This window comes from Gorillibacterium terrae, from assembly GCF_051594785.1.
Classification (GTDB): domain Bacteria; phylum Bacillota; class Bacilli; order Paenibacillales; family NBRC-103111; genus Gorillibacterium.
This window is the reverse complement of record NZ_JBPPGI010000001.1, coordinates 2,154,853-2,180,894: the sequence shown is the minus strand read 5'-3', so window position 1 is coordinate 2,180,894 and position 26,042 is coordinate 2,154,853. Positions and strand designations below refer to the sequence as shown.

The following is a 26,042-nucleotide window of genomic DNA, read 5'->3' as shown; positions in this document are numbered from 1 at the left end:
GCAAGCATGGGAAAGGGACAATCCTTTTCTGATCAGGGGCCCGAGACGATTGCTGAGCCGGGGATAGCTACCTTGGAAGGCTACAGACGCCAAGGGTATGCCCGAGTCGTATGCGCGGCCTATCTTAAGCATGTCGTTAAGAACGGCTTAGTCCCGATCTGGACTTGTGAGAATGGCAATGTGGCATCTGCAAGATTGGCGATAAGCTTGGGATTTGTTAAACTATGCGATCTGTTTTCCGTCGAGGGCGCGGGCAAGTAGCTTATGAAAAGGCGGTTTGAACGGGAACGGGCTTACGTATCCGATGTCGGTATAGAGGGAGCAGCGTGCGGCGGTTGTTTGACAATCGGGATAAACAAGTCCATCTGTTCTTTGACCGTCCCGTCTGCGAAGTGCATCGCGCCGATGATATGCCCCATGTCATACCGCTCGAACTCGTCGTTTTCCAGCGTGGAAGCCGCGTACACCCCGCTTTCGTCCACCCAGCGGTGCACCAGCCGATTGACCCGGTTGATATCGTCGTCGTCGAAGGCGACTGCCGCCGCATAGAGGCCGCCCGGAAAATCGAATACCTCGAAGCCATTCGTATCCGTCATTCCTTCCGGAATGGCAAACAGCCATTCAAAATCGTTCAGGGCGGGATTGAACCACATAAAGTCCCGCGGAAACAAGCTCTGCGGCACGCGAATCGGGCTGAACCACTTGTCGAAGGCCTCCAAGCCCCGTGACCCGGAACGCGCCATCCGTAGGGAAGGGAGGGATATGATCCGAATATCCGGCAGCTTCTCCAGCTTCTCCGCCGCTTCGATGAGCCGCCGGACCGGCTGCTCCTTGTCGGCCTCGCGATAGCCTTCGATGAAGTGGCCGACTCCGTTCGCTTTTTCGTAGAGCAGCTTAAGATCGGGCTCTTGGCTACTGCCTTCTTCCGCAAGCTGATCGATGAGCGACAATACCAATCCGCGCAAGCTGCGCAGAAGAGCCGTCTCGTGGTCGATCCTGCCGATTTTCTCTTCCAGCACCTCGATCAGCGCCGCCGCGCCGGGCGAGCGAAAGATACGCTGGATGTCCTTAATGCCGATGTCGAGCTTGCGCAGCACCAGAATCTGCTCTATGCGGCGGATCGCTTCCTCGTCGTAGCAGCGGTACGCATAATCCTCCACGCGAATGCTGTGGATGAGCCCCGCTTCCTCGTAATATTTCAGCGCACGGGTGGTGATTCCGTAAGTCAAGGATACTTCCCGAACCTTCCACAATTCTTCGGACAAGCCAATCCCTCCCCTAAGTGATACCTGTATCGTAAACTACGACGCAAGTGACGAGTCAAGGGGGAATTCGGACAGGTCTCCGGTACCATCGCCCATGGGCAACTGGTACAATGGAAGCACAGGAGAATCGAAGCGCGGGAGGTTTACACATGGACCAAGGAAGAATACTCGGGATCGCCTACACGGTCGTGCCCGTGACGGACATTAAGAAATCAGCCGACTGGTTCGGAAAGCATTTCGGTTTTCAAGTTCGCCATGAACGCGAAGGGTACTTGAGTCTATTTCGAGGAAATCGTCCCATTCTGGACCTCATTCAAACCGACCATGAATCCCGGGCGGTGTTCCAGGTGAACGGCAAGAACAGATGGGTCATCACGTTCTTTACCGACGATATCGTCTCGCTGCACCGTGATTTGAAAGCGTCCGAAGTGAAGGTAGGAAGCCTGAGCGATGAAGGCCATTACGGGAAATTCTTTACGTTTGAAGACCTGGACGGCAACCTGTTTGATGTCTGGGAGCATTCCGATTGCGAATTGGTCTTCTAATAGCCAATCCCCCAAGGAGAGATGAATATGCAGGCATTTGGACTCTATACCAAATTTCGTACGCAAGAAGGCCAACGGGACGCACTGGCGAAGCTCCTGCTGGAGGCCGCGGGCGGCATGGATACGGTCGAAGGCTGCGAGCTGTATCTCGTGAATCTGCAAGTTGACGACCCTAACGGCGTATGGGTGACGGAGCTGTGGACCGATGCTGCGGCCCATCAAGCCTCCTTGGCTCTGGAGCAGGCCCAAGCTTTGATCGGACAAGCCAGACCGCTTATCGCCGGAGTGGAGCAGATCAAGCTGCAGCCTGTCGGAGGCAAAGGCATGCGGCGGGCATAGGGAGACGGAAACCGCGAATAGGGACCCGGCTCGGCTCCAACGAGATTTGTCCGGGCTGGGTTAGTTCGCGCCGCACACCGGGCAGACCGGAACGGAAAAAACGGCTCCCGATTGGGAACCGCTTTCCCGCCCGTAAGGGCATCTGTCAAGTTTCTCCTGACTCGCGGGCTACTTGATGCTCCGCTTCCGCACCGGAATCCATACTTCCACTTCGGCGTCCGTCGGATTTCCATTCAGCAGCACTTCCGCGATCGGCGCGCCCGAATAAGCATAGTCGAAATCGCCGGCGAGCAGGGTCCCGAAGGCTTGGTCCTCCAGCTTATCGAAGGCTAATCGAGACAATCCTCCCTTACCCGATAAAACCAAATAATCGCCTGCGGGAAAACGGACTTCGCTCGCCTGCTCAGGCTCGGGTTGGGATGCCAAGACCCCCGCGCAATAAATAATCTGTCCGTTTTCTTCCGTAACCGCGGCAAACCCGTAAGGACTGTCGGCATAAGGGCGAAGGCCGGCGATTTGTCCATTCTCCAGCACGCTTCTGAAAAACGCCGTCTTCAGGCTGGAATAGCGGGGATCGTGGATAGCGGTCCCTTCGGCAAGAACGGTTTTGAACCCGATGCTTCGAAAGGCTTGCTTCTGTTCGATTCGGTAGTTGGTCATTGGATAGGCCTCCTCATGGCGGAATGGGAACTGCACTCTCAGCATAGTCGATCAACGTTGACAGCAATATGGCATACATGAAGGAGGCTGGGCATGAAAATCGACCGCTTGGTGGCATTGATCCTGATTCTGTTGGAGCATGAGGTCATCAGCGCGCGGGAATTGGCGGAACGGCTGGAAGTCAGTCGTAGAACCATCTATCGCGACATCGATACGCTGACGTATGCCGGATTGCCCATCTTCACGCAATCCGGAGCGACGGGAGGCGTCGGTCTGGTGAAATCCTTCAAGCTCGACAAGTCGTTCCTGTCCCATTCGGATATTCAGACCCTGTTGACCAGCGTGAAGAGCTATCGTCAGCTTTTTGGCCAAAAGGAACTGAATTACGTTCTGGAAAAGCTGCAAGCGCTCCAACGGGAGAGCGGCGGCGAGCCGGCGGGCGAGAAGCATGCCATCGATCTAAGCTTGAGCCAAGGCAACGAATCGCTGCGCAACGGGCTTAATTTGGTGGAGACCGCGATGGAGGAAAGGCGGTATCTGGTCTTCGATTACGTGGACCGGGACGGGCGGATGAGCTCCCGCAAGGTCGAGCCCTACCAGGTGGTCTTTAAAGAGAGCCGTTGGTATGTGCAAGGATATTGCGTCGATCGGGCGGATACCCGCGTCTTCAAATTGGCGCGGATGAGCGGCCTGCAGGTGTCGCCGGATCGCTTTACCCCGCGGGACTTTACCCCGCTGTCCATGGATGGCACCGGCTGGATGAGCCGGGAAAGGGTGGAGGTCACGGTTCGCGTCGACCGCTCCGTCGCCGATCAAGTGATCGAGCGCTTTGGGGAGAGCCATATCCTGGAGTGGGGGGAAGAAACCTGCCTGGCGAGCTATCCCATCGTCCCGAACCCGTTCGGCTACGACAAGCTGCTTGCCTTCGGGAACAAATGCGAAGTGCTGGGACCGCCGGAAGTGCGCGCCGGCTTTCAAGCGTACGTCCGCCGCATTCTGCAGAGATATGAATAGGAAGGATTGCGAGGAGGAGAATTTCGGGAATCGGATGAAACGGTTTACCGGCCATGTTCGGTATTTGGAATACCGAACGAAACCGGAGTTCTCGTTGGACCTCAGCCGCATGATCTAAAAGGAGATGAACGTATGGGCACCTTTACCGTTGCAGCGGTTCAATCCAACTCGATCCTTCCCGATCCCAAACGAAATACCGAAATTGGCTTGAACTATGTAAGAGAGGCGAAAGCGCTTGGGGCAGACCTGGTTTTATTTCCGGAATGCTGGATTACGGCGTATGCTTTTCCGGATATTGCCGAAACCGACTTGCCGTTGGCCGATATCGAGAACCACCCCGAGTATAAAGCCTGGTGCGATGCCGCAATAGACGATGACAGCCATTATCTGTTAGCTTTTCGGCAGCTCGCCCAAGAACTGTCTATCGGCATCGTGATAACCGGGTTTACGAAAGGAATTCGGCGCCCGCAAAATTCGGCTTTTGTGATCGGCAGGAGCGGAGAGGTCTTGCTGAAATACAGCAAAGTCCATACCTGCGATTTTGCCACGGAGCGGGTGCTGGAAAGCGGCACGGAATTTAAAGTATGCGATTTTGACGGGATCAAGCTGGGCGTGATGATTTGCTATGACCGGGAATATCCGGAAAGCGCCCGAATGCTCATGCTGAAGGGCGCGGAAATCATCCTCGTTCCCAATGATTGCGAGAGCATGAGGCATCGGGTACAGGCGTTGTCCACCCGAGCCTATGAGAATATGGTCGGGATCGTCATGGCCAATCCGCCCGGAGACAATGCCGGAAACTCTTGCGCGTTTAGCCCGGTGGTTTGGGATGACCAGGGGAAGTCGGTCGACAATACGATCCTCCTTGCGGATAACCGGACGGAGGGGCTTTTCCCGGCGACGTTTGATCTGGATTCCATGCGGAATTACCGGAGCAGAGAAATGATGGGAAATACGTTCCGCAAAGTACGGGCCTATATAGGTTTGTTAAGCGAGAAAGTCGAAGAGCCCTTCATACGGGCAACGGACGGGGTACAATCTCCCCGAGAAGGAGAGGAAGCACAATGAGCACCACGATCATGGGAGTAAGGGAAAATCCGGAGTTACTCCCCCAGGCGGTCCGGTATTTCTCAGAGCGGTGGGGAATCGACGAGAGGATCTATCACGACTGTATGCTTCACAGCTTGACCACCGCCAGCCCCTTGCCCCGGTTCTATTTAATGATGGAAGCGGACCGGATTATCGGAGGCTTCGGCTTGATCACGAATGACTTTGTCAGCAGGGGGGACCTGTTTCCCTATCTCTGCGCTTTATACATTGAAGAAGAGAGGAGGGGAAATAAGCTGGGGGCGGATCTGCTCGAGCATGGAAGAAGGGAAGCGGGGAGTTTGGGGTTCGACAAGCTCTACCTCTGCACCGACCACACGAACTACTACGAGAAGTATGACTGGCGGCATATCGGGCAAGGGTATCACCCCTCAGGGGATATAAGCAAAATCTACGAAGCCGATACAATCAAGCTTGAACAGAAGGAAGAATCACACATGAGCCTGTTCATCCGGGAGATGGCTGACAGCGATCCCGTTAGCATCTCCAAAGCGTTTGAAGAACAGGGCTGGAACAAACCGATCGAGCTATATGAAAGATATCTGGAAGAACAACGGCGGGGTGAACGAGTGGCCCTCATTGCCGAATGGGATGGCGTTTTCGCAGGCTATGTCAACGTGCTTTGGAATTCGTATTACGAATCGTTCCGGGACCAGGGAATTCCGGAAGTGAACGATTTCAATGTGTTGGAGAAGTTCCGCCGCCGGGGAATTGGGTCCAGGTTGATGGATCGGGCCGAGGAGATCATTCGGGAGCGATCCGCTGTCGCCGGTATCGGAGTCGGGCTTTTTGCGGATTATGGCAACGCCCAGCGACTGTACGTCCAACGCGGCTATATCCCGGACGGCAAAGGGATCTACAACGGGGAGCGATATGTCGGTTGGGGTGAGAGCGTAATGATAGACGACGATATCGCCCTTTACCTGACCAAGCGGCTTGATCGTTAAGTCCGGTTCTCTTGGAAGTTTCGAAGACCAGAAGACCTTGAGGCGATGCCTTGTGGTCTTTTTGTCGTCGGCTAACCGGCTTCTTGAAGGCCGCTCTACCAGAACTTACATATCCTGATATAATAAAAGAAAAAAGGGTTCGAATGAAAGGATGAGCTGGATGATCGAATGCCCCTGGTGCCATCACCGCGTCGTGCTTGTAGATCAATTGTGTCCCGAATGCCGACAGGAAGTATTGGAGGATCACTTGAATCCCTTCGAGGGAGAAGCATCCGAGGAAGGCGGGTTGCGGCTGGACGAAGAATGGCATGACGAAGAGCGGAATGATGGAAGAGGAGCGCTTTTGCTGGAGGAAGAGATCATCGAGAGATTTCGATGCGCCAAGTGCGGTCATTCGGCCTGCGACGTGAAAGAAGCGGCTATGACTGGAACGGGACTCAGCAAACTGTTCGATATTCAGCATCATCATTATCTGTTCGTCTCCTGCCTGAACTGCGGATTCGTGGAAGTCTATGATCCTGGTGTCCTGCGGGGAAAACCGGCGGGGAGACTGGGAACGGCGCTGGATGTGCTGTTTGGCGGATAACCGATATGGAGGGCAAGATGGGAAATTGGACAAGATCCAAACGGATGCTCCTGATTGCGGCGGGGGGCGGCCTTCTGCTGTTCTTGTACGTTGTCTATGAGCAGCCTGGACAGATGAGGACCTCTACGGCATCCATGATAATCGTGACAGAGAAGCAACATTCGTCGGATTACCGGACCAGTTGGGTCATGGCTTACGACCCGAATAGTCCAAACCGGCAGATGTTCAAGATTGTCGTGAAAGACCCGATCATTTGGAATCTGATCGAGAAGGATCGGGAGTATTTTGCTTCTTACTTCAAAAAGGGAAACGAGGACTACCACTTCCATCAACTCCAATATAGCAAGGACAATGATGCTTTACGATAAAGCGGTGGCACTCTCGCCGACCGAGGTCGAGAAAAGGAGGGAGACCATGGCTTCCGGAAACGGGTTGATCGATGAAGGGATGGACCGTCTTCGCAGACGGACCAAGCGTTGGATTCTCCTGCTGAGCGTGGGGATCATCATCAGTATTCCTGCCTTCATCCTGCTCAGCCTGCATGCATTCGGACAAATCGCCGCATCCGATATGTGCGAAAATGAGACGTTGGTTCGCGAACCTCAGCCGTTTGGGGGAGATGACCTGGTCGTCTTTCGAAGAAATTGCGGAGCCACGACGGGCTTCAGCTATCACCTGTCTCTCTTGCCTCACCAAACGGAGCTGCGCAGCACGGCAACCGGAAATGTCTATGTCTCTGAAGAAACCTTCGAGGCGCGGTGGACGGGGCGAACGTCTATCCGAGTAACCGCTGCGGCAGCCGATGCCTTCAAACGAAAAAAAGCTATTCACGGAATCCGCATCACGTATGGTTCCTAGCAGCGCGGCGGGACTGCTGCATGAAGGAATCCCATTGACACAACGAGAAAGCAGGGAGGCCAATGGCCTCCCTGCCGACTTTTGTGAACCCCATTCATTCATCATGCGTTTCCACTACGATGGTATAAGCGTTGGATCGGGCCTCTCCCCGGTAAAGCACCCCGTTCAGCTCATAGGAATAGGAAGCGACGTAATCTCCCCCTAGGATTGTCGTCATGATAAACGGACTTATCATCACATCGAATGTGATTTCGATGCTCTGGCCAGGCGCTATCGAACCCAGTCTCAACAGACCGTCTCCTCCGGGGTCGGGGGCGGGAACGCCGTTGATTCGAATGCTGCCCGGCACAAGCCTCGTGTCCCGAGGAAGGAACCGGCCGATGGTTACCTCGGCGGCAAGGTTACCGGAATTCGTCAGAACGAGGACATAATGGATCACATCCTCCGGTTCGACGACAGACGGAGACACGCTCACCTGAGGAACAATCACCGGAGCATACACCGTCGTGGACACCGGATTGGATTCCGGCGAGGTCGAGGTGACGATACTTCCATCGGACGCGCGGTACGTATAGACGGCTTCCGCCTGATTCTGCAAGGACTGCCCCGGGGACACCGCGTTCAGGCTCAAGACCGTCACCTCATAGGTGACCGTCACCTGCTGCCCGGGGAGCAGTGTGCCGAGCGCGATTCCGCCGGCGGGGTATCCGCCGCTCTGCAAGACGCCGTTGATGCGGATGCTGTTCGGGACGAAGACGGTTCCGTCCGGAATTCGAACCAGCAGGACGACATCTGCCGAGAGGTTGCCCAGATTCACGACTACGGCGGTGTATTGCAGGATTGCTCCCACCGTAGTACCGGTCTGGTTAACATTCAGGGCGACTCGAATATCCGGCTTACTGATGGGGTCGATGGGGATAGCGATAAGGTTGGACCGGGCGCTTCCCGTTACGACGCGTCCACCCCCCGCTTCAAAAACGTAGCGGGCGAGCGCCTGGTTTTCCAGTGTTCCGCTCGGCAGTGGGACCGGCACGACCAATTGGAAAGTGATTTGAGTCGCCTGCCCGGGTCCCAGGAGACCGAGCGACAGCCCGGTCGCCAGGTCGGCACCCGGGACGGGGATGCCGTCCCGGTGGAGACTGTTGGCGATGAATTCGGTGCCTTCCTCCGGCGAATCGAACAGAACCACCTGGGCGGCCCGGTTGCCGGTATTGCGGACGACGACGGAGAAGGTGACGGGAACCCCCGGGGTGACCATGGTGACGGAGGTGCTTTTGACCAGCGTGATCACCGGCCCGACGAGCGGGGTGCTGATCGTATTGGAATAGGCGATCCACTGGGTTTCTCCCGCGCTGTACTGAATGCGGGATTGGTTCATCAGAGCGTCCGTTGCCGCCAGCGATTTGATCATGACGAGACTACGACCTGGAAGGTCGCCGTGACGGAGCCGCCGGCCGGGATCGAGCCGATCGGTATACCGGTCGCCGGGTTGGCGCCGGGCTCGGGCGTTCCTCCCACCGTAACGCTGCCCGGTACGAAGGTGCTGCCCGCCGGAATCGGGTCGATGAGCACGACGTTGTTGACCGCCGAAATGCCGTTGTTCGTGACGACAATCGTATAGGTGATGGTGTCGCCGCTTACTGCGTCAACCGCCGGCGTGCTCTTGACCACGGTGACGTCCGGAGCCGAGACCGGGATGACGACCGTATTGGAGGGAATTGACCCGGTAATGGTTCTTCCATCCGGAAGCAGATAGGAGAACGTGGCCGTCGCGGAGTTCGCCAACTGCTGCGGAGACGGCAGCGCGTCGATCGTCACCTGCAGGGTGATCGTGACGGTAACGGTTCCTCCGGGAGGAACGGTTCCGACGGGAATTCCCAGATCGGGGTCGATTCCCGGCTGAGGCACACCGTTGATGATCACGGAATTGGGAACGAAATCGCCTCCCGCCGGAACGGGATCGCTCAGCGTAACCGTAGCCGGAATATTGCCGGTATTCGTCAGGTTCAGGAAGTACACCACGGTATCCCCGACCGTGGCGACCGATACGTTCGCTCCCTTGACAACCGCCAGAATGGCCTGATACACGGGGGTGACGAGCTTGTTGGACGTCGAGGTACCCGTGAAGGCTCCCGAAGTAAAGCTGACGACGGCAGAGTTGCTGACCGTACCGGCGGCCGGAAGCGACGTCACGTTGGCACTGAAGGTGACCGTGACGGTCGCACCGGCAGCGATGCCGCCGAGCGGAATGCCCGCTGCCGGATTGGCATTGGGCAGCGGGGTTCCGCCTACGGTGACGCTGCCCGGCACAAAGGCGGTATTCGCGGGAAGCGGGTCGGACAGTACGGCGTCGGTCACCGCAGCGATGCCCGCGTTGGTAACAAGAATGGTATATGGGATCGCGTCGCCGACGGTAGCGGCGGTGAAGGTCGAGCTCTTGACGACGGTCACATTGGGCGACGATACGGCTGTGACGACCGTGTTGGAGGCGGCTGTGCCGGAGAACGTTCGGTTATCCGGCAAAGTATAACTGTAGGCGACCGTGGACTGGTTCGCCAGCTGCTGGGATGGAGGCAGCGAGGTGATAACGGCGGAGAACACGACCGTCGCGGGAACTGCCGGCGTGACGACGCCAAGCGACAATCCCGCGGCGGGATCGGCTCCGGGTACGGCGGCGCCGTTGACGATGACGCTGTTGGGTACGAGGGTGGTTCCGGCCGGCAGCAGGTCCGTCAAGGTCACGGCAGCGCCGTAATTGCCGGAGTCGGTCACTACCGAGGTATAAACGATGGTATCCCCTACCGTGGCATTCAGGCTGCTGACGCTTTTGGCGACCGTGAACACCGGCTGATAGACCGGAATGCTGATCGTATTCGAGAAAGCGGTCGCCGAGAAGGCGCCGGATGTAAAGCTGACGAAGGAGCGATTGTCGATCGTTGCCGGAGTCGGTACCGACGCAACGTGGAGGCTGAAGGCAACCGTCACGGAAGTACCGGGGGCAATGCTGCCGATGAGGATGCCGGTGGCCGGATTTGCCGTGGGCTGCGGTAAGCCGCCGACCGTCACGCTGCCCGGCACAAGAGCCGTGCCCGGCGGGATCGGGTCGGTCAGGATTGCGTTGCTGATCCCCGTCAGGCCGTTGTTCGTCACCGAAATGGAATAGGCAATCGTGTCGCCGACCGTCGTCGCCGTCCTCGTCGAGCTCTTGACGACCGCTACATTGGGCGCGGTGACACCGACGGTGACGGTATTGGACAAGATCGTACCGGAGAAGGGGCGCCCATCCGGCAGGGTGAACTGGTAACTCACCGTAGCTTGGTTCAGCAGCTGCTGAGGCGTCGGCAGCGTTTCGATCAGCACCGAGAAGGTGACCGAAACCGAAGCGCCCGGAGCAACCGGCCCGACGGGAATGCCGGTGACCGGCGAGGCGCCGGCCCTCGGAATGCCGCCGACGATGACGCTGTTGGGCACGAAGGAGGTGCCGGTGGGAATCGTATCGGTAACCGTAGCGGCAGCCGCGTAGTTCCCCGTATTGCTGACGACGATGGTGTAATTCAGAGTATCCCCTACCGTTGCGGTCGGAACGCCCGCCGACTTGACGGCGGTGATGATCGGCTGGTTGACGGGCGTCGTCACGACATTGGACTGTGCCGTTCCGGAGAAGGCCCCGGACGTGAAGGTGGCCGTGGATTGGTTGCTGAGCTGTCCGGATACGGGGAGCGACTGCACCGTTACATTAAAAGTAACAGGAATGGAGGCACCGGCTGCAATGGTCCCGACCGGAATGCCGGACGGCGGAAATGCGGAGGGTACCGGCGTACCGCCGACGGTGACGTTCCCGGCGACGAACGTGGTACCGGCGGGCAGTGCATCGACGACCACCGTGTTGGTGACCGCCTCGATACCGGTATTGGTCACGGTGATCGTATAGGGAATAACGTCGCCGATGGCGGTGTTGACCGTTGTCGTGCTTTTGGCCAAAGCCAGGTTGGGGGCCGAGACCGGGAAGCTGAGCGTATTGGACACAGACGTGCCGGTCAGGGTGCGTCCGTCGGGCGGCACATAGGTATAGGAGGCGCTGGCTTGGTTCGTCAAGACCTGCGGGGTGGGCAGCGAGCTGACCACAACGCTGAAGGTAACGAGCACGGAAGCGCCGGGCGCGATGCTGCCGACAGCGATTCCGGCGGTGGGGTCCGCACCCGGGACCGGGGTCCCGGCGACCACGACGCTGTTCGGAACGAAGGTCGTTCCGACGGGAATCGAGTCCGCGACCGTAGTTGTGGCCGCGACATTGCCGCTGTTGGTCACGGCGATGCTGTAGACAATCGTATCCCCGACGGAAGCGTTGGCGGTGCTTGCCGTCTTGACGAGGCCGATTACCGGTTGGGTGACAGGGGTGTTCACGATGTTCGACATGGAGGACGACGAGAAGGCGCCGGACGTAAAGCCGACGGTAGACTGATTGGAAATCACGGGTGGAACGGGCATGCTCACGATCACCTCGAAGGTTACGGTCGCAGTAGCACCCGATGCTACTGTCCCGATTGGAATGCCGGAAGCGGGATTTGCAAGCGGCGCAGGGACGCCGTTTACCGTTACACTGCCGGTGACGAATGCGGTTCCGGTCGGAATCATATCGCTCAGCACCACGTTATTGACGGGGGCTGCGCCATGATTGGCGATGACAGCGGTATACGTCACCGTATCTCCGCTCACGACATTGGGGACATTGCTGCTCTTGGTTACCGAAACATTGGGCGCAGAGACGGAAACGGTAGCAGGATTCGATACGACAACGGTGTTCATCGTCCGTCCGTCCGGCAAGGTGTAAGTGACAGCGGCATTCGCCTGGTTTACCGTCTGCTGGGGGTTCGGCAGGGAGACTACCGTAACGGAAAAGCTGATCGTATTGACGTCCCCGGCGAATACGGTATTGAGCGGAATTCCCGTAAGCGGACTCGCGCCGGGATTCGGAAAGCCGTTGACGATGACGCTGTTCGGCACGAAAACGATGGAGGCCGGCAGAGCATCCGTCACCGTGACGTCTGCCGGATAATTGCCGGTGTTGCTGACCGTCAGCGTGTAAGTGAAGGTGTCGCCGACGGTCGCACTGCCGACGCTGCTGGTCTTCCCGTTGGTGATGACCGGCAAGTTGACGAAGGTGTTCACCAGATTCGAAGAGGCGGACGTGGTCAGCGCTCCCGAGGTGAAGCCGACATTGGCCCGGTTGGCGAGGATCGCCGGCGTACTGGCCGGCACCGAGGTCACCTGCGCCTGGAAGACGACGGTGACGCCGGCTCCCACGGCAAGCGTGCCCAGCGGGAAGCCCGCTGCCGGGTCCGCCGTCGGCCTGGAGGCTCCGGCCACCGTGACGGTCCCCGGAACGAACGTGGCCCCGACGGGCAGGCTGTCGGAGAAAACGAGGTTCGTGACAGCTTGGGCTCCATTGTTGGTTACAACCGTCGTATACGTCAGAATGTCATTGAGGGTCGCCGTGGTGCGATTGACGGACTTGACGACGCCTACGCTGGGCGAGGTGGCCGGAATGTTCACCGTATTGGAAGGTACGCTGAATCCGGTGAAGCTGCGGCCGCTGGGCAACTGGAACGAATAAGCGGCGGTCGCCTGGTTGATGAGCCGCGGCGGGTTGGGCAGTGTGTTCAGCACGAACCGGAAGGTGACGGGAACGCTGCTTCCGGGAGCCACCGACCCGAGCGGGATGCCGGTAATCGGGGACGCTCCGGGAACGGAAACGGTGTTGACGGTGACGCTTCCGGGGACGAAGGTTGTGCCTGCGGGAACCGTGTCGGTCAACGTGGTCTGTGCGGCCAAGTTTCCGGTGTTGGATACAAATACCGTGTAAGTGATCGTGTCGCCTACCGTCGCCACCGTGCGGTCTACCGACTTGGCCGCGCTGAGGATCGGTTGATAAACCGGAACGGTCACGGTATTGGACAGCGTGACGCCGCTGAAAGCTCCGGAGCTGTAAGCAACCGAGGCGCGGTTGGCGAAGGTTGCCGGCGTCGGCAGAGAAGAGGATGTCACCTGAAACGCGACGGTCGTCGAGCTTCCCGCCGCAAGCGTGCCAATGGCGATGCCCGAAGCCGGGTTCGCCGACGGCTGAGCCACGCCGCCCACCGTAACGCTTCCGGCCACCAGGACGACGCCGGCGGGAAGTGTATCCGTCAGCGTCACATTGGTCACCGAGGCGATGCCGTTATTGGCTACCGCTATGGAGAAGGTGAAAGTTTCCCCGACGGCCGTATCGGGAACGCTGGAGCTCTTGACTGCCGTCACATTCGGCAGGGCGACCGGAATGGTGAGGGTGTTGGAAACCGCAGAGCCGGCGGTGGTTCGTCCATCCGGCACCGTGAAGGTGTAGGCGGCGGAGGCTTGGTTGGCAAGCTGCGGCGGCGAAGGCAGGGATTGAACGACGACCTGGAACGTAACGGTCGACGTGCCGCCGGAAGGAATCGAGCCGACGGGCACCCCGGTGGCGATGTTTCCTCCGGGGACGGTGCTCCCGTTCACGGTGACGCTCCCCGGAACGAAGGCGGTGCCCGCGGGAATCGGGTCGGTGACCGTCGTGGTCGCGGCGATGTTCCCGGAGTTGGTCAAGTTAATCGTGTAGGTGACGGTGCTTCCCACCGTCGCATTGGCGGTATTGGCCGATTTGACCAGGGTCAGGATGGGCGAGTAGATCGGGATGGTCACGCTGTTCGACGGGATGGTGGCGTTGGTCACCGGACCGCCGGCCACGCTCTGGAAGGAAAACGAAGCATTCGCAGTATTGACCGCCAACTGAGGGCTGGGCATGGATGCGACTCGGGCGCTGTATGCGACGGTGGAGGAAGCGCCTGGAGCGATCGTGCCGATAGGCACGCCGGCGGTGATATCGTTGGTGGGTCGGGGAATGCCGCCAACGGTGACGCTGCCGGCGACGAAGGTCAGCCCGTTCGGAAGAGGATCGGTCAAGATGGTATCCGTCGTGCTGGCGGTCCCCGTATTGCTGATCGTAACCGTGTAACGAATGGTATCGCCCACCAGCGCTCCGGTGACATTGGCCGATTTGACCACGCTGACCCTCGGCGCATTGATGTCCACCTGGATGGCGTTGGCGTTCAGCGCATAGGCATCGCCCGAGGTGGTCAGGCGTAGGACGGCCGAGGTCTGGTTATTGACCAGGCTGGCCGAGATGTCCACGTTGGTGATATCCCAACCCTGTCTGCCGCCGGAGATGTTGGTGCCGGGCGCACCGTTGGTCTGGTTGCGGGTGCCGAAGGTGCCGGTCGTATCCAGCGCTCCGGCATCGTTGTTAATCTGGGAAGCGAAGAAGTTGTTCGCGAAGTTGTTGGTACCCGACAGCGCGACCAGGCTCGACGTCGTGGCGCCGAACAGAGCCTGATCCCCCGTCCGGTTGGCATCGCCCTCCTGAGCGCTGAACAGGGCACGGCCGCCCAAGGCGCCGGAAACCGGCGTGGAGAAGCCTGTCAGCGTCGTTGTCACGGCGCTGGAATTGGCCTGAACCAATACGGCGCCGGCACGCAAAGACATGTTGCGGAACGGCAAATTGGGGTTCTGATAGATCACGCCGAGCGTCCAACCCGCGTGGTTGGCCGTGGAATCGTTGGTGATCGTCAGGGTTCCCACCACACGCCCCGTTGTGTACGTTCCCGCCCCGCCTTGTTGAACCAAGGTCGTTACATTCGAAGTGCGGACGTACCCCAGGGCACCATTGCCGAAGTCAAACTGGTTGCTGGTAGCGGAGTCCGGAGAAATCTCCGAAGTTGTTCCGTTCGGCAGCGTGAAGAGGACGGAGTTGTTGATGGCAGACGTCAGATTGGTCGAACCGTTGACATACGTTCCGCCCCAGATCAGCTCGGCGTAGAGAACGGTACTCCCGGCGGGCAGGGTGAGAATGGCGGACGAGCTGTTGAGCAAATAATTGTCGGTCGTGCCAATAGGATATGTGCCATAGCGCAGAGAGGTATTTATCGTCGTAAACGCACCTATGCTGTCCGCTGTACCCGGAACGCCGGACACCTCGGAACGCGAGAGTCCCAAGGTGTTCCCTGTAAACGTAATGGCACCGGTAGCGTTGACGGTTGCTCGGACGATGAGCGGAATTTGTTTCACCTCCCGTCGGGGAACATTCAAAAAATAGCGGCCCTAGCTGATAAACTATACGTAGGCGGCGGCGAATTTTGCCTGTCCTTAAGGGAATTTTTCCGAAAACCGAGCAAGGCGCAAAAAAGCCCCGCAGGACCGTGGAGTAAGGTCCGGCGGGGCTTGTTGACGCCTGGGGCGAATGCTTCCTGTACTGGCAAATCAGGTAATCGAAGCTTCGTAAATATCTTGGATCGTCTCTCGAAGCAGGGCGTTAAAGTCTTCGTCGCTCTGCTGGGCGGTGAGTCCTTGGGAGAGCGCCCGGGAGAAGCTGGCGATCAGCCCGTGGTTCTTGGCGAGCAGTTCGTTGGCCTGCTTCTGCGGGTAACCGCCGGAGAGGGCGACGACGCGAACAACATGCGGGTCCTGCATCAGGTCGCGGTAAAAGTCGACCACCGTCGGAATGGACAGCTTCAGCATCACCAGCACGCCGGAGTCTAGGACGTTCAGTTGCTTTTGAATCTCGTCCTTCAGGAGGCTTTCCGCTTCTGCTTTGTCGGGAATGTGGATGTCGACCTCAGGCTCGATGATCGGGACGAGACCGGCGGCTGCGATCTGCTTGCCGATCTCAAACTGCTGCTCGACGACCTTGCGGATGCCTTCCGCATTCGCCTGCTTGATCACGGAGCGCATCTTGGTACCGAAGATATGCTTGCCGACGGCGCGCTTCAACAGGTCATCCAGACCGGGAATGGGCTTCATGACCTGAACCCCGTTTTCTTCCGCGGCCAGGCCTTGGTCCACCTTCAGAAACGGCACAATGCCCTTCTTCTCCCACAGGAAATCGGCGGTAAACTGACCGTCGATGGTGCGGTCCATCGTGTTCTCGAACAGGATGGCGCCCAAGATGTACTCGGAATCGAAAGCCGGGCTCTTGATAATCCGCGTCCGCATTTCATGGACCAGCGCGTACATTTCATCGTCGCCGGAATAGCGGTCTTCCTCAATGCCGTATTGCTGCAGTGCCTTGGGGGTGCTGCCCCCGCTTTGGTCCAGGGCGGCGATAAAGCCTTTTCCCTGTTGAATACGGTCCAACTGTTCCTTGTTCATCGATCTTGCTCCTTTCCCTTCGCGTGAGTGAGATGGCAGCTTCAACCTGTATATTATAGCACTAATCGGGAGCGGCATGCATACCGGTCCGGGAGCAAGCGCCGGTTCGCCGGTATCCGTCAGGGAGAACGGGGACAAAGCGGACGGGGCCGGTATGGTATAATGATCCAAGTTACGGATGCGAAATCCGGCTGAAGGAGCGGCCGAAGGGCAAAGGGAGGACGAGCAGATGGAAATTCAACCTTACGAACGCAAAGCCTGGTACCACGAGACCGATCAGATGGGAATTATCCACCACTCCAATTACATTCGCTGGTTTGAGGAGGCCCGGGTGGACTTCATGGATAAAATCGGTTTCGGGTACGAGCGGGTGACGGTGACGGGAATCGATCTGGCGGTAACGGGCGTAAGCTGCGAGTACAAATCCATGGTTCGCTTCGGCGATCGGGTGCGGATCGAGTGCAGGGTAACGGAGCTGAGTCCCGCCCGGCTGAGCGTCGGGTACCGGATCACCGACGCGGCGACGGGGGAGCTGCGCACCACCGGAGAGACCCGCCACTGCTATTTCGACAATGCCAAGCGGCGGCCGGTGTCCCTGAAGAAGGCGGTTCCCGAGCTGTACGACTTGTTTGCCGCCTGCTTGGAAGAGCCGTTTTCCGATTGACTGGAGGAACGCTTGGTCTCAGGTTTTGCCCTTGGCGAATAACCCCTTTGCCCCATAGCGGGCAAGGGGTTTTGTTGTTCTGCCGGGGAATTCTGTAAAAGGTAGGATATGGAATAAAGTTGTGATTATCATAGAAAAGTCGTTTTTCTCCCCTGTCCAATCTACTAAAAAAAGGTAATACTGGGATTGTCCAGATGCGCCTTTTGTCTGAACAACCAAAATGAAGGGAGGATGTGTAAGCGCTTCATCGTTAGATTTGCATCATCTGGCAAAAAAATCGGAAAAGAGGGTGACAAGATGAGTGGCAAGCGCCAGCGAATCAAGAAGGTCGGCATGTGGTTTCTGACCCTCAGCATGACGGCGGGAGTCGTAGCTTCTCCAAGGCTTGGCGGAATCAGCCAAGCGGCAGGCACTTATAATTACGCGGAGGCTCTGCAAAAGGCGGTTTATTTCTATGAAGAACAGCGGTCGGGGGTTCTGCCGGCAAATAACCGCGTCGAGTGGCGGGGCAATTCCGGCTTGACCGACGGCGCCGACAACGGCGTGGATCTGACCGGCGGCTGGTACGATGCCGGCGACCATGTCAAGTTCGGCTTCCCGATGGCCTTCTCGGCCACGATGCTCGCTTGGTCCGCTTACGAATATCGGGATGGCTACGCCCAGGCAGGCCAGCTTGACGCGCTGTTGGATAACCTCAAGTGGGCGACCGACTATTTTATGAAAGCGCATACGGCTCCGAATGAACTTTGGGGCCAGGTCGGCACCGGCGGCATCGACCACGCCTGGTGGGGACCTGCAGAGGTCATGCAGATGGAACGCAAATCGTACAAGATCGACGCGGCCCATCCGGGCTCGGATCTGGCCGGGGAAACCGCGGCTGCGCTCGCGGCGGCTTCGCTGGTTTTCCGTCCGACGGACCCCACGTACGCCGATAAGCTACTCGTGCACGCCAAGCAGCTGTACAATTTTGCGGATACGTACCGCGGCAGCTACTCCGACAGCATCACCGACGCGGCGTCGTTCTACAAATCGTGGAGCGGGTACCAGGATGAGCTGTCATGGGGCGGCATCTGGCTGTATCTGGCTACGAAGGACGTCACCTACCTGAACAAGGCGATTGCGGCGACGGCCAGTTGGGGCAAGGAGCAGGACGGAACCTGGCCGTTCAAGTGGACGATCGCCTGGGACGACAAGCGCTATGGCGCGCAGCTTCTGCTGGCCCGGATCACCAGCCAGCTCGGCATGCCGGAAGCGGCCAACTTCGCCAAGGAGACGGAACGGAACCTCGATTACTGGACCGTCGGCAACGAAGGCCAGAAGATCAAGTATACGCCCGGCGGCCTCGCCTGGCTGGATTCCTGGGGGTCTCTGCGCTATGCGGCCAACGAATCCTTCCTGGCGTTCGTCTACTCGGACTTTGTAACGGATTCCGTTAAGAAAGCGCGCTACCGCGATTTTGCAGTCAGCCAGATTCGCTACATGCTGGGCGATAACCCCGCGAACCGCAGCTATGTGGTCGGCTTCGGCAACAACTCGCCGCAGCATCCGCACCATCGGACGGCCCACAGCTCCTGGACGGATAGCCTGTCGAATCCGACGAACCACCGCCACATTCTCTACGGCGCTCTGGTCGGAGGCCCGGATGCTTCGGACGGCTACACGGACAGCGTTACCGATTACGTGAGCAACGAGGTGGCGACGGATTACAACGCCGGCTTTACCGGCGCGCTGGCCAAGATGAACCTGCTCTACGGAGCCGGACAGCAGCCGCTGGCGAGCTTCCCTGCGCCGGAGACGAAGACGGACGAATTCTTTGTAGAAGCACAGATCAACCAAAGCAACACCGGCTTCACGGAAATCAAGGCGTACCTGAACAATATCTCCGGCTGGCCCGCCCGAATGGGCGATAAGCTGTCCTTCAAGTATTTCCTGGACTTGAGCGAGGTTTACGCAGCCGGCTATACGGCGGACCAGGTGACGGTGACCTCCGCTTACAACCAGGGAGCGACCATCTCCAAGATTCTGCCGTGGGACGCCGCGAAGAAAATCTACTATGTGAATGTCGACTTTACCGGCACGAAGATTTATCCGGGCGGCCAGTCCAACTACCGCAAGGAAGTCCAGTTCCGGATCAGCGGACCGACGACCGCTTGGGACCCTTCGAATGACTTCTCGTATTACGGCCTAGTCAATACCGGCGTGCAGAAGACCGCCCGAATTCCGGTCTATGATGCGGGAGTGAAGGTATTCGGCCAAGAACCGAACGGAGTGACGCCGACGCCGACACCGACGGCTACGCCGACTGCAACTCCTACGGCAACCCCGACGGCTACGCCGACTGCAACTCCTACGGCAACCCCGACGGCTACGCCGACTGCGACTCCTACGGCTACGCCAACCGCAACGCCGACGGCAACTCCGACGGCAACTCCGACGGCAACCCCGACGGCTACGCCGACGACCGGAACGCTTAAGGTGCAGTACAAGACGGGCGATACGGATGCGGCCAACAACGCCGTTATGCCTTACTTCAATATCGTGAACACCGGAACGTCGGCGGTGGATCTCAGCACCCTGAAAATCCGCTATTACTTCACCAAGGATTCCGCAACGGCGGCGCTGAACTTCTTCTGCGACTACGCTCAAGTGGGCGGTGCCAATGTCCAGGGGACGTTCGTTACGATGGCCACCCCGACGGCCAGTGCGGATACGTACCTGGAGATCAGCTTTAAAGCCGCTGCCGGCAACATTGCCGCCGGAGGCCAGAGCGGTCTCATCCAGACGCGCTTCCATAAAGCCGATTGGTCCAATTTCAACGAAGCGAACGATTTCTCCTTCGATGCAACCAAAACCAGTTTGGCCGATTGGAGCAAGGTAGCCTTGTACCAGAACGGCACCCTTGTCTACGGAACGACTCCCTGACAAATCTAGGATAGAGGAGGCAGGCAAGCGATGAAAAATAAGCTTCGCGTGGGTCTTGCCGTGGTGCTGAGCTCGGCCCTGCTGCTCGGCGGTAATTCTTATTTCCGTCCGCAGCCGGCATCTGCAGCGACCAGCGAGTATCAGACCCGATTCCTGACGATGTACAATCAGATTAAGAATCCTGCAAACGGTTACTTCTCCAAGGAAGGCATTCCATATCACTCCATCGAGACGCTGCTCAGCGAAGCTCCCGATTACGGACACATGAGCACCTCGGAAGCCTATTCCTACTGGCTGTGGCTGGAGACGCTGTACGGGCATTATACGGGCGATTGGACCAAGCTGGAAGCGGCCTGGGACAACATGGAGAAGTTCATCATTCCCGTCAACGAAGGGGACGGCAAGGAAGAACAGCCGACGATGAGCTACTACAACGCGAACAGCCCGGCCACGTACGCGGCGGAAAAGCCGTATCCGGATCAATATCCTTCGCTGCTGTCCGGGCAGTATTCCGCCGGCAAGGACCCGCTCGACGCCGAGCTGAAGTCCACCTACGGCAATAACCAGACCTATCTGATGCACTGGCTGATCGACGTGGACAACTGGTACGGGTTCGGCAATCTGCTCAACCCGACCCATACCTCGACTTACGTGAACACCTACCAACGGGGCGAACAGGAATCCGTATGGGAGACGATTCCCCAGCCTTCCCAGGACAACAAGTCCTTCGGAAAGACGGGCGAAGGCTTCATGAGCCTGTTCACCAAGGAAAGCCAGACTCCGGCCGCCCAATGGCGTTACACCAACGCTGCGGATGCGGACGCCCGTGTCATCCAGGCCATGTACTGGGCGAAGAAGCTGGGCTACACCAATACCAAGTACCTGGACAAAGCGAAGAAGATGGGCGACTATCTCCGCTATGACATGTACGACAAGTACTTCCAGAAGATCGGCAGCGCTGCGAACGGCACGCCGACCGCCGGGACGGGCAAAGACGCCAGCGCCTACCTGATGGCCTGGTATACCGCCTGGGGCGGCGGCTTGGGCGAGAACGGCAGCGGCAACTGGGCTTGGAGAATCGGCGCCAGCCATTTCCACCAAGCTTATCAAAACCCGGTGGCGGCTTACGCGCTGTCCACGCAGGCCGGCGGTCTGATTCCGGCCTCCGCCACGGCCCAGACGGACTGGAACACCTCGCTGAAGCGCCAGCTGGAATTCTACAACTGGCTGCTGTCCAGCGAAGGAGCGGTAGGCGGCGGTGCCACCAACAGCATCAACGGCAGCTACGCCAAATACCCCTCCGGAGTGAGCACCTTCTATAATATGGCTTACCAGGAAGCGCCGGTCTATCACGACCCGAACTCCAACACCTGGTTCGGCTTCCAGGCATGGCCGATCGAACGCGTAGCGGAAATGTACTATATCCTCGCTTCGAGCGGTGACATCACCTCCGAGAACTTCAAGATGGCGAAGAATGTCATCTCCAAGTGGGTTGACTGGTCGATGGATTACGTCTTCGTCAACAAGAAGCCGGTTACGGACGACAGCGGCTACTATCTGACTGCATCCGGTCAGCGTGTGATGGGAGGCGCGAATCCCGTTATCGCCACGACCGACGCGCCCGGGCAGTTCTACCTGCCGAGCACGCTGGATTGGCAGGGCCAGCCGGATACGTGGAGCAGCTACTCCGCCTTCACCGGCAATCCGAATTATCATGCCGTTACGCGCAATCCCGGTCAAGACGTCGGGGTACTCGGCAGCTACGTGAAGGCGCTGACCTTCTTCGCCGCCGGCAGCCGCGCCGAGACCGGAACCGACTCGGGACTCGGGGCCCAAGCGAAGACGCTTGCCGCCCAATTGCTCGACGTTGCCTGGAACTTTAACGACGGCGTCGGTATCGTCACGGAAGAAACGAAGAGCGATGCGTTCCGCTACTTCACCAAGGAAGTCTATTTCCCCGCCGGCTGGACCGGCACGTACGGCCAGGGCAACACCCTGCCGGGCTCCGGAGCCGTCGCTTCCGATCCGGCTAAGGGCGGCAACGGCGTCTACATCAGCTTTGCCGAGCTGCGGCCGAAGATCACGCAGGACCCGCAATGGGCGTATCTGCTCAACCTGTACAACACGTCCTGGAATCCGACCACGCAGAAGTGGGAGCACGGGACGCCGACGTTCAAGTATCACCGGTTCTGGTCGCAGGTCGACATCGCCACGGCTTACGCCGAATTTGACCGCCTGATCGGTACCAGCGGCCCAACGCCGACGCCGACGGCAACCCCGACGGCTACGCCGACCGCAACACCGACGGCTACGCCGACCGCAACACCGACGGCTACGCCGACCGCAACGCCGACGGCTACGCCGACCGCAACACCGACGGCTACGCCGACCGCAACACCGACGGTTACGCCGACCGCAACGCCGACGGCTACGCCGACCGCAACACCGACGGCCACGCCGACTGTAACACCGACGGCCACGCCGACTGTAACACCGACGGCCACGCCGACCGCAACACCTACGCCGGCGCTGAAGGTGCAGTACAAGGCGGGCGATACCAACGCCACCAACAATGCCGTGATGCCGCAATTTAACATCGTGAACAGCGGCACCTCCTCGGTGGATCTGAGCACGCTGAAGATTCGGTATTACTTTACCAAGGATGCGACTTCCGCCGTCCTCAACTTCTTCTGCGATTACGCCCAGATTGGCGGCTCCAACATCCAAGGCCAGTTCGTGACGATGACCACCCCGACGGCGACGGCCGACACCTACCTGGAGATCTCCTTCAAGGCCGGTTCGGGAACGCTGGCTCCGGGAGGCCAGAGCGGTGTGATTCAAACCCGCTTCCACAAGGGAGATTGGTCGAACTTCGATGAAGCGAACGACTACTCCTTCGACGCCACCAAGCTTAACCTGACCGATTGGAACCATGTCGCCCTCTACCAAAACGGCAATCTGGTCTACGGCGTCACCCCGTAACCCAGGCTGAAGCCGGCATTCTCCGCGCCCCCGGGAATGCCGGTGATCCGGCGGGAGTGACCGGCCGGGCTATCGTTGCCGGCAGCTCGGCGGTCCTTCCTTCAAACCATAAAGCAAGAGCGGCTCAAAGCTTCCTTTGAACCGCTCTTGCTTTTTGATGGGTTAAGACACTCCTTTCAATCCGACCGCCGCGCCGAGGATCATGACCATGAACACCAGCCGCTTCCAATCCCGCGGCTCCTTGTACAGAATCATCCCCAGAATCGCAGCTCCGGCTGTGCCGATGCCGGTCCAGATGGCATAGGCGGTGCTCATGTCAATCTCCTGCATGGCCAGGGTCAGGAGGAGAAAGCTGGCGCCGAAGCAGACAACGAGCAAGCCGACCGATTGAACGCTTTTCTTTCGGTTTACCAGATTGATCGCCCCCACGCCCAGCATTTCGAACAGACCGGCCAGGATCAAGAAAACCCAACTCATGACGATTCTTCTCCTCCTTTTCCCGAATCCGCCGCCGCGGGTGTGACCAGCTTGAGTCCGATCACTCCCATCAGCAGAATCGCGGTCAGCGCCAATTTGACGGCATTCATGGGTTTGCCGAGGAGCAGCATCTCCGACAAGACCGTTCCGGTCGTGCCCAGCCCGACAAAGACGGCATAGACGGTGCTCACCGGCAAGGTCCGGGCGGCCCGAATCATCAGTCCAAAGCTGACGAACACCGCTACCGCCGTACCGGCCTATTCCCAAAGGCTGTCCGAATGCTTCAGCCCGACCACCCACATCACCTCGAACAGGGCGGCCAACCCGACCAATCCCCACTGCTTGTTCATGCTTCCTACCGCCTTTCCGAATGAAATGAGGGAAGAAAAAACAAAGAAAAACCCGGGAGTAGGCCGCATCTGCAGCGTGACTCCCAGGCTTTTATCCTTCCGTGACACAGCTATTGCTGTGAGTTTCCTCTCGGACCAGACCAACCCGAACGGCTGCGGAACCCTAGGAAACCTTTTTTGGTTCCCCTGCATTATAGCTGCCCGGAAGGGAAACTTCAAGCTCGGGAAAATGGTGCTTTACTGGCAGCGGCCCATATTGACAAGCGCCGGTCAAAACGGTAACCTGAAGGCAATAGCATGTTGCGGCGATGAAAGAGAGAAAGTACGCGGATGCCTGTGGATTCAGCGATTCGGGAATGGTGAAAGCCCGAAGCCACAGCCGCGGAAAGGGCGCTCCCGAGCCGGTGGCAAAGAAGGTGGACGCGAAGTCGAAGGTTCCGGCCAAGGAACCGGAGAGCGGCGCGTCAACCGGGGTGGAACCGCGGAGGCGTGAGGCTTCCGTCCCCGGACAAGAGCGAATCTTGTCCGGAGGGCGGAAGCTTTTTTGATGCCGCTAACGGCATGCGTACCATCCTCTGCACCATGCCGGACGGGTTCGCTCGGGATAGCCCCGTTTTGCCCATTCATGAACAAAAAGGAGCACGATGAACGATGAGCACGAATGTAACCATGGATCAGATCACGGCGATCGCCAAGCACCGGGGCTTTATTTTCCCGGGATCGGAGATTTACGGAGGCTTGGCCAACACCTGGGATTACGGCCCGCTGGGAGTCGAACTGAAGAATAACGTGAAGAAAGCCTGGTGGAAGAAATTCATCCAGGAGTCGCCTTACAACGTCGGCCTGGATGCCGCGATTCTGATGAACCCCAAAGCGTGGGTCGCCTCGGGCCATGTCGGCAACTTCAACGACCCGATGATCGACTGCAAGCAATGCAAGGCCCGCCACCGGGCGGACAAAATCATCGAGAACGCCCTGGACGCGAAGGGAATCGAGATGGTCGTCGACGGCCTCAGCTTCGATCAGATGATGGACCTGGTGAAAGAGCATCACATCGTGTGTCCCGACTGCGGAGCTTTCGATTACACCGACATCCGTCAGTTCAACCTGATGTTCAAGACCCACCAGGGCGTCACCGAGACGAGCACGAACGAAATCTACCTGCGCCCGGAGACGGCTCAGGGCATCTTCGTCAACTTCAAGAACGTCCAGCGTACCATGCGCAAGAAGCTGCCGTTCGGCATCGGCCAGGTTGGCAAGAGCTTCCGCAACGAGATCACCCCGGGCAACTTTACGTTCCGCACCCGCGAATTCGAGCAGATGGAGCTGGAATTCTTCTGCAAGCCGGGCGAAGACCTGAAATGGTTCGAATACTGGCGCAGCTTCTGCAAGGACTGGCTCCTGAACCTCGGTATGAAGGAAGGAAGCATCCGCCTGCGCGACCACTCCGAGGATGAGCTGTCCCACTACAGCAACGGCACCACGGATATTGAATATCGCTTCCCGTTCGGCTGGGGCGAGCTGTGGGGCATCGCCGACCGCACGGATTATGACCTTAAGCAGCACATGGAGCATTCCGGCGAAGATTTCAACTACATCGACCAGGAAGCGGGCGAACGCTACGTTCCGTATTGCATCGAGCCGTCGCTCGGCGCGGACCGCGTGACGCTGGCGTTCCTCATCGACAGCTACGAGGAGCAGGCGCTGGAGAACAACGACAGCCGCACGGTGCTGCATCTGCATCCGGCTCTCGCGCCCTTCAAGGCGGCCGTGTTCCCGCTGTCCAAGAAGCTGGCCGACGGTGCGGGCGACGTATTCGCCAGCTTGGCGAAAGACTTTATGGTCGACTACGACGATTCCGGTTCGATCGGCAAGCGGTATCGCCGCCAGGACGAGATCGGAACGCCGTTCTGCATTACCTACGACTTCGAGTCCGAGCAGGACGGCCAGGTGACCGTCCGCGACCGCGATACGATGGAGCAGGTGCGGATGCCGATCGCCGAGCTGAAGGGCTTCCTGAACGGGAAGCTGGCCTGGTAATCGGACGACACGAGTTGCAGCATACAAGGAAAGCCGCGGCCGCCCGCAAGGGGACGCGGCTTTTTTGGCG

Annotated in this window: 19 protein-coding genes, 1 pseudogene and 1 riboswitch; of the genes and pseudogenes, 13 read left to right on the top strand and 7 right to left on the bottom strand. The window is 58.7% G+C overall.

What is annotated here, in order from left to right; all coding sequences use genetic code 11:
* Nucleotides 1-6: 6 nt before the first annotated feature.
* Nucleotides 7-261 (top strand): GNAT family N-acetyltransferase, encoded by a 255-nt coding sequence (locus ACSEXS_RS09670; RefSeq protein ID WP_438432945.1) that lies wholly within the window; start codon nucleotides 7-9, stop codon nucleotides 259-261.
* Nucleotides 262-293: 32 nt separating this feature from the next.
* Here ACSEXS_RS09670 and ACSEXS_RS09665 read toward each other — a convergent pair whose 3' ends face one another.
* On the bottom strand, nucleotides 294-1,265 hold the full coding sequence (locus ACSEXS_RS09665; RefSeq protein WP_438432944.1) for a MerR family transcriptional regulator: 972 nt from the start codon (nucleotides 1,263-1,265) through the stop codon (nucleotides 294-296).
* A 149-nt stretch (nucleotides 1,266-1,414) separates the two neighbouring features.
* Between ACSEXS_RS09665 and ACSEXS_RS09660 the strand changes: the two genes are divergently transcribed.
* Both ACSEXS_RS09660 and ACSEXS_RS09655 read left to right on the top strand, forming a co-directional pair.
* Nucleotides 1,415-1,810: a VOC family protein gene (locus tag ACSEXS_RS09660; RefSeq protein WP_438432943.1), complete on the top strand. Its 396-nt coding sequence runs from the start codon at nucleotides 1,415-1,417 to the stop codon at nucleotides 1,808-1,810.
* A 27-nt stretch (nucleotides 1,811-1,837) separates the two neighbouring features.
* Nucleotides 1,838-2,149 (top strand): putative quinol monooxygenase, encoded by a 312-nt coding sequence (locus ACSEXS_RS09655; protein WP_438432942.1) that lies wholly within the window; start codon nucleotides 1,838-1,840, stop codon nucleotides 2,147-2,149.
* Between the two features lie 168 nt (nucleotides 2,150-2,317).
* Here ACSEXS_RS09655 and ACSEXS_RS09650 read toward each other — a convergent pair whose 3' ends face one another.
* Nucleotides 2,318-2,809: an effector binding domain-containing protein gene (locus tag ACSEXS_RS09650; RefSeq protein WP_438432941.1), complete on the bottom strand. Its 492-nt coding sequence runs from the start codon at nucleotides 2,807-2,809 to the stop codon at nucleotides 2,318-2,320.
* Nucleotides 2,810-2,902: 93 nt separating this feature from the next.
* Here ACSEXS_RS09650 and ACSEXS_RS09645 point away from each other — a divergent pair, with 93 nt between their 5' ends.
* From ACSEXS_RS09645 to ACSEXS_RS09620, 6 genes are all read left to right on the top strand, one after another.
* Entirely contained in the window at nucleotides 2,903-3,823 is a 921-nt protein-coding gene (locus ACSEXS_RS09645; protein ID WP_438432940.1) for a helix-turn-helix transcriptional regulator, read from the top strand.
* 132 nt (nucleotides 3,824-3,955) lie between these two features.
* A complete protein-coding gene (locus ACSEXS_RS09640) occupies nucleotides 3,956-4,891 on the top strand; it encodes a carbon-nitrogen hydrolase family protein (protein WP_438432939.1) in 936 nt (311 codons plus the stop codon).
* Nucleotides 4,888-5,877 carry a GNAT family N-acetyltransferase gene (locus ACSEXS_RS09635; RefSeq protein ID WP_438432938.1) on the top strand — a complete coding sequence of 330 codons (990 nt, stop codon included), beginning with the start codon at nucleotides 4,888-4,890 and terminating at the stop codon, nucleotides 5,875-5,877. The genes ACSEXS_RS09640 and ACSEXS_RS09635 overlap by 4 nt, the downstream gene beginning before the upstream one ends.
* A gap of 160 nt (nucleotides 5,878-6,037) precedes the next feature.
* Nucleotides 6,038-6,463 (top strand): zinc ribbon domain-containing protein, encoded by a 426-nt coding sequence (locus ACSEXS_RS09630; RefSeq protein WP_438432937.1) that lies wholly within the window; start codon nucleotides 6,038-6,040, stop codon nucleotides 6,461-6,463.
* 17 nt (nucleotides 6,464-6,480) lie between these two features.
* Entirely contained in the window at nucleotides 6,481-6,831 is a 351-nt protein-coding gene (locus ACSEXS_RS09625) for a hypothetical protein (RefSeq protein WP_438432936.1), read from the top strand.
* Between the two features lie 46 nt (nucleotides 6,832-6,877).
* On the top strand, nucleotides 6,878-7,321 hold the full coding sequence (locus ACSEXS_RS09620) for a hypothetical protein (protein ID WP_438432935.1): 444 nt from the start codon (nucleotides 6,878-6,880) through the stop codon (nucleotides 7,319-7,321).
* 94 nt (nucleotides 7,322-7,415) lie between these two features.
* Here the strand turns inward: ACSEXS_RS09620 and ACSEXS_RS09615 are convergent, their stop codons facing one another.
* The 3 genes from ACSEXS_RS09615 to ACSEXS_RS09605 form a co-directional block, all read right to left on the bottom strand.
* Nucleotides 7,416-8,732, bottom strand: a complete 1,317-nt coding sequence (locus ACSEXS_RS09615) for a COG1361 family protein (protein WP_438432934.1) — start codon at nucleotides 8,730-8,732, stop codon at nucleotides 7,416-7,418.
* Complete coding sequence (locus ACSEXS_RS09610; RefSeq protein WP_438432933.1) at nucleotides 8,729-15,478, bottom strand: CLIPPER-2 domain-containing protein; 6,750 nt, start codon at nucleotides 15,476-15,478, stop codon at nucleotides 8,729-8,731. Before ACSEXS_RS09610 ends, ACSEXS_RS09615 begins: the two co-directional genes overlap by 4 nt.
* 171 nt (nucleotides 15,479-15,649) lie before the next feature.
* On the bottom strand, nucleotides 15,650-16,537 hold the full coding sequence (locus ACSEXS_RS09605; protein WP_438432932.1) for a fructose bisphosphate aldolase: 888 nt from the start codon (nucleotides 16,535-16,537) through the stop codon (nucleotides 15,650-15,652).
* 229 nt (nucleotides 16,538-16,766) lie between these two features.
* Between ACSEXS_RS09605 and ACSEXS_RS09600 the strand changes: the two genes are divergently transcribed.
* From ACSEXS_RS09600 to ACSEXS_RS09590, 3 genes are all read left to right on the top strand, one after another.
* Nucleotides 16,767-17,201 (top strand): acyl-CoA thioesterase, encoded by a 435-nt coding sequence (locus tag ACSEXS_RS09600; protein ID WP_438432931.1) that lies wholly within the window; start codon nucleotides 16,767-16,769, stop codon nucleotides 17,199-17,201.
* A 354-nt stretch (nucleotides 17,202-17,555) separates the two neighbouring features.
* Nucleotides 17,556-20,123, top strand: a complete 2,568-nt coding sequence (locus ACSEXS_RS09595; protein WP_438433122.1) for a glycoside hydrolase family 9 protein — start codon at nucleotides 17,556-17,558, stop codon at nucleotides 20,121-20,123.
* A gap of 30 nt (nucleotides 20,124-20,153) precedes the next feature.
* Nucleotides 20,154-23,105, top strand: coding sequence for a glycoside hydrolase family 48 protein (locus ACSEXS_RS09590; protein WP_438432930.1), 2,952 nt, complete (start codon nucleotides 20,154-20,156; stop codon nucleotides 23,103-23,105).
* 162 nt (nucleotides 23,106-23,267) lie between these two features.
* On the opposite strand, the gene ACSEXS_RS09585 is transcribed toward ACSEXS_RS09590, so the two are convergent.
* Nucleotides 23,268-23,582, bottom strand: a complete 315-nt coding sequence (locus ACSEXS_RS09585; protein WP_438432929.1) for a DMT family transporter — start codon at nucleotides 23,580-23,582, stop codon at nucleotides 23,268-23,270.
* Nucleotides 23,579-23,932: pseudogene (locus ACSEXS_RS09580) on the bottom strand (DMT family transporter). Before ACSEXS_RS09580 ends, ACSEXS_RS09585 begins: the two are co-directional and overlap by 4 nt.
* A 78-nt stretch (nucleotides 23,933-24,010) precedes the next feature.
* Nucleotides 24,011-24,110: riboswitch (guanidine-I (ykkC/yxkD leader) on the bottom strand.
* A gap of 491 nt (nucleotides 24,111-24,601) precedes the next feature.
* Here ACSEXS_RS09580 and ACSEXS_RS09575 point away from each other — a divergent pair.
* Nucleotides 24,602-25,972 (top strand): glycine--tRNA ligase, encoded by a 1,371-nt coding sequence (locus tag ACSEXS_RS09575; protein ID WP_438433121.1) that lies wholly within the window; start codon nucleotides 24,602-24,604, stop codon nucleotides 25,970-25,972.
* Nucleotides 25,973-26,042 lie beyond the last annotated feature (70 nt).

Coding starts and splice junctions, on each gene's coding strand:
- ACSEXS_RS09670 (WP_438432945.1), top strand. CDS start 7: ATGGGAAAGGGACAATCCTTTTCTGATCAGGGGCCCGAGACGATTGCT.
- ACSEXS_RS09660 (WP_438432943.1), top strand. CDS start 1,415: ATGGACCAAGGAAGAATACTCGGGATCGCCTACACGGTCGTGCCCGTG.
- ACSEXS_RS09655 (WP_438432942.1), top strand. CDS start 1,838: ATGCAGGCATTTGGACTCTATACCAAATTTCGTACGCAAGAAGGCCAA.
- ACSEXS_RS09650 (WP_438432941.1), bottom strand. CDS start 2,809: ATGACCAACTACCGAATCGAACAGAAGCAAGCCTTTCGAAGCATCGGG.
- ACSEXS_RS09645 (WP_438432940.1), top strand. CDS start 2,903: ATGAAAATCGACCGCTTGGTGGCATTGATCCTGATTCTGTTGGAGCAT.
- ACSEXS_RS09640 (WP_438432939.1), top strand. CDS start 3,956: ATGGGCACCTTTACCGTTGCAGCGGTTCAATCCAACTCGATCCTTCCC.
- ACSEXS_RS09635 (WP_438432938.1), top strand. CDS start 4,888: ATGAGCACCACGATCATGGGAGTAAGGGAAAATCCGGAGTTACTCCCC.
- ACSEXS_RS09630 (WP_438432937.1), top strand. CDS start 6,038: ATGATCGAATGCCCCTGGTGCCATCACCGCGTCGTGCTTGTAGATCAA.
- ACSEXS_RS09625 (WP_438432936.1), top strand. CDS start 6,481: ATGGGAAATTGGACAAGATCCAAACGGATGCTCCTGATTGCGGCGGGG.
- ACSEXS_RS09620 (WP_438432935.1), top strand. CDS start 6,878: ATGGCTTCCGGAAACGGGTTGATCGATGAAGGGATGGACCGTCTTCGC.
- ACSEXS_RS09615 (WP_438432934.1), bottom strand. CDS start 8,732: ATGATCAAATCGCTGGCGGCAACGGACGCTCTGATGAACCAATCCCGC.
- ACSEXS_RS09605 (WP_438432932.1), bottom strand. CDS start 16,537: ATGAACAAGGAACAGTTGGACCGTATTCAACAGGGAAAAGGCTTTATC.
- ACSEXS_RS09600 (WP_438432931.1), top strand. CDS start 16,767: ATGGAAATTCAACCTTACGAACGCAAAGCCTGGTACCACGAGACCGAT.
- ACSEXS_RS09595 (WP_438433122.1), top strand. CDS start 17,556: ATGACGGCGGGAGTCGTAGCTTCTCCAAGGCTTGGCGGAATCAGCCAA.
- ACSEXS_RS09590 (WP_438432930.1), top strand. CDS start 20,154: ATGAAAAATAAGCTTCGCGTGGGTCTTGCCGTGGTGCTGAGCTCGGCC.
- ACSEXS_RS09585 (WP_438432929.1), bottom strand. CDS start 23,582: ATGAGTTGGGTTTTCTTGATCCTGGCCGGTCTGTTCGAAATGCTGGGC.
- ACSEXS_RS09575 (WP_438433121.1), top strand. CDS start 24,602: ATGGATCAGATCACGGCGATCGCCAAGCACCGGGGCTTTATTTTCCCG.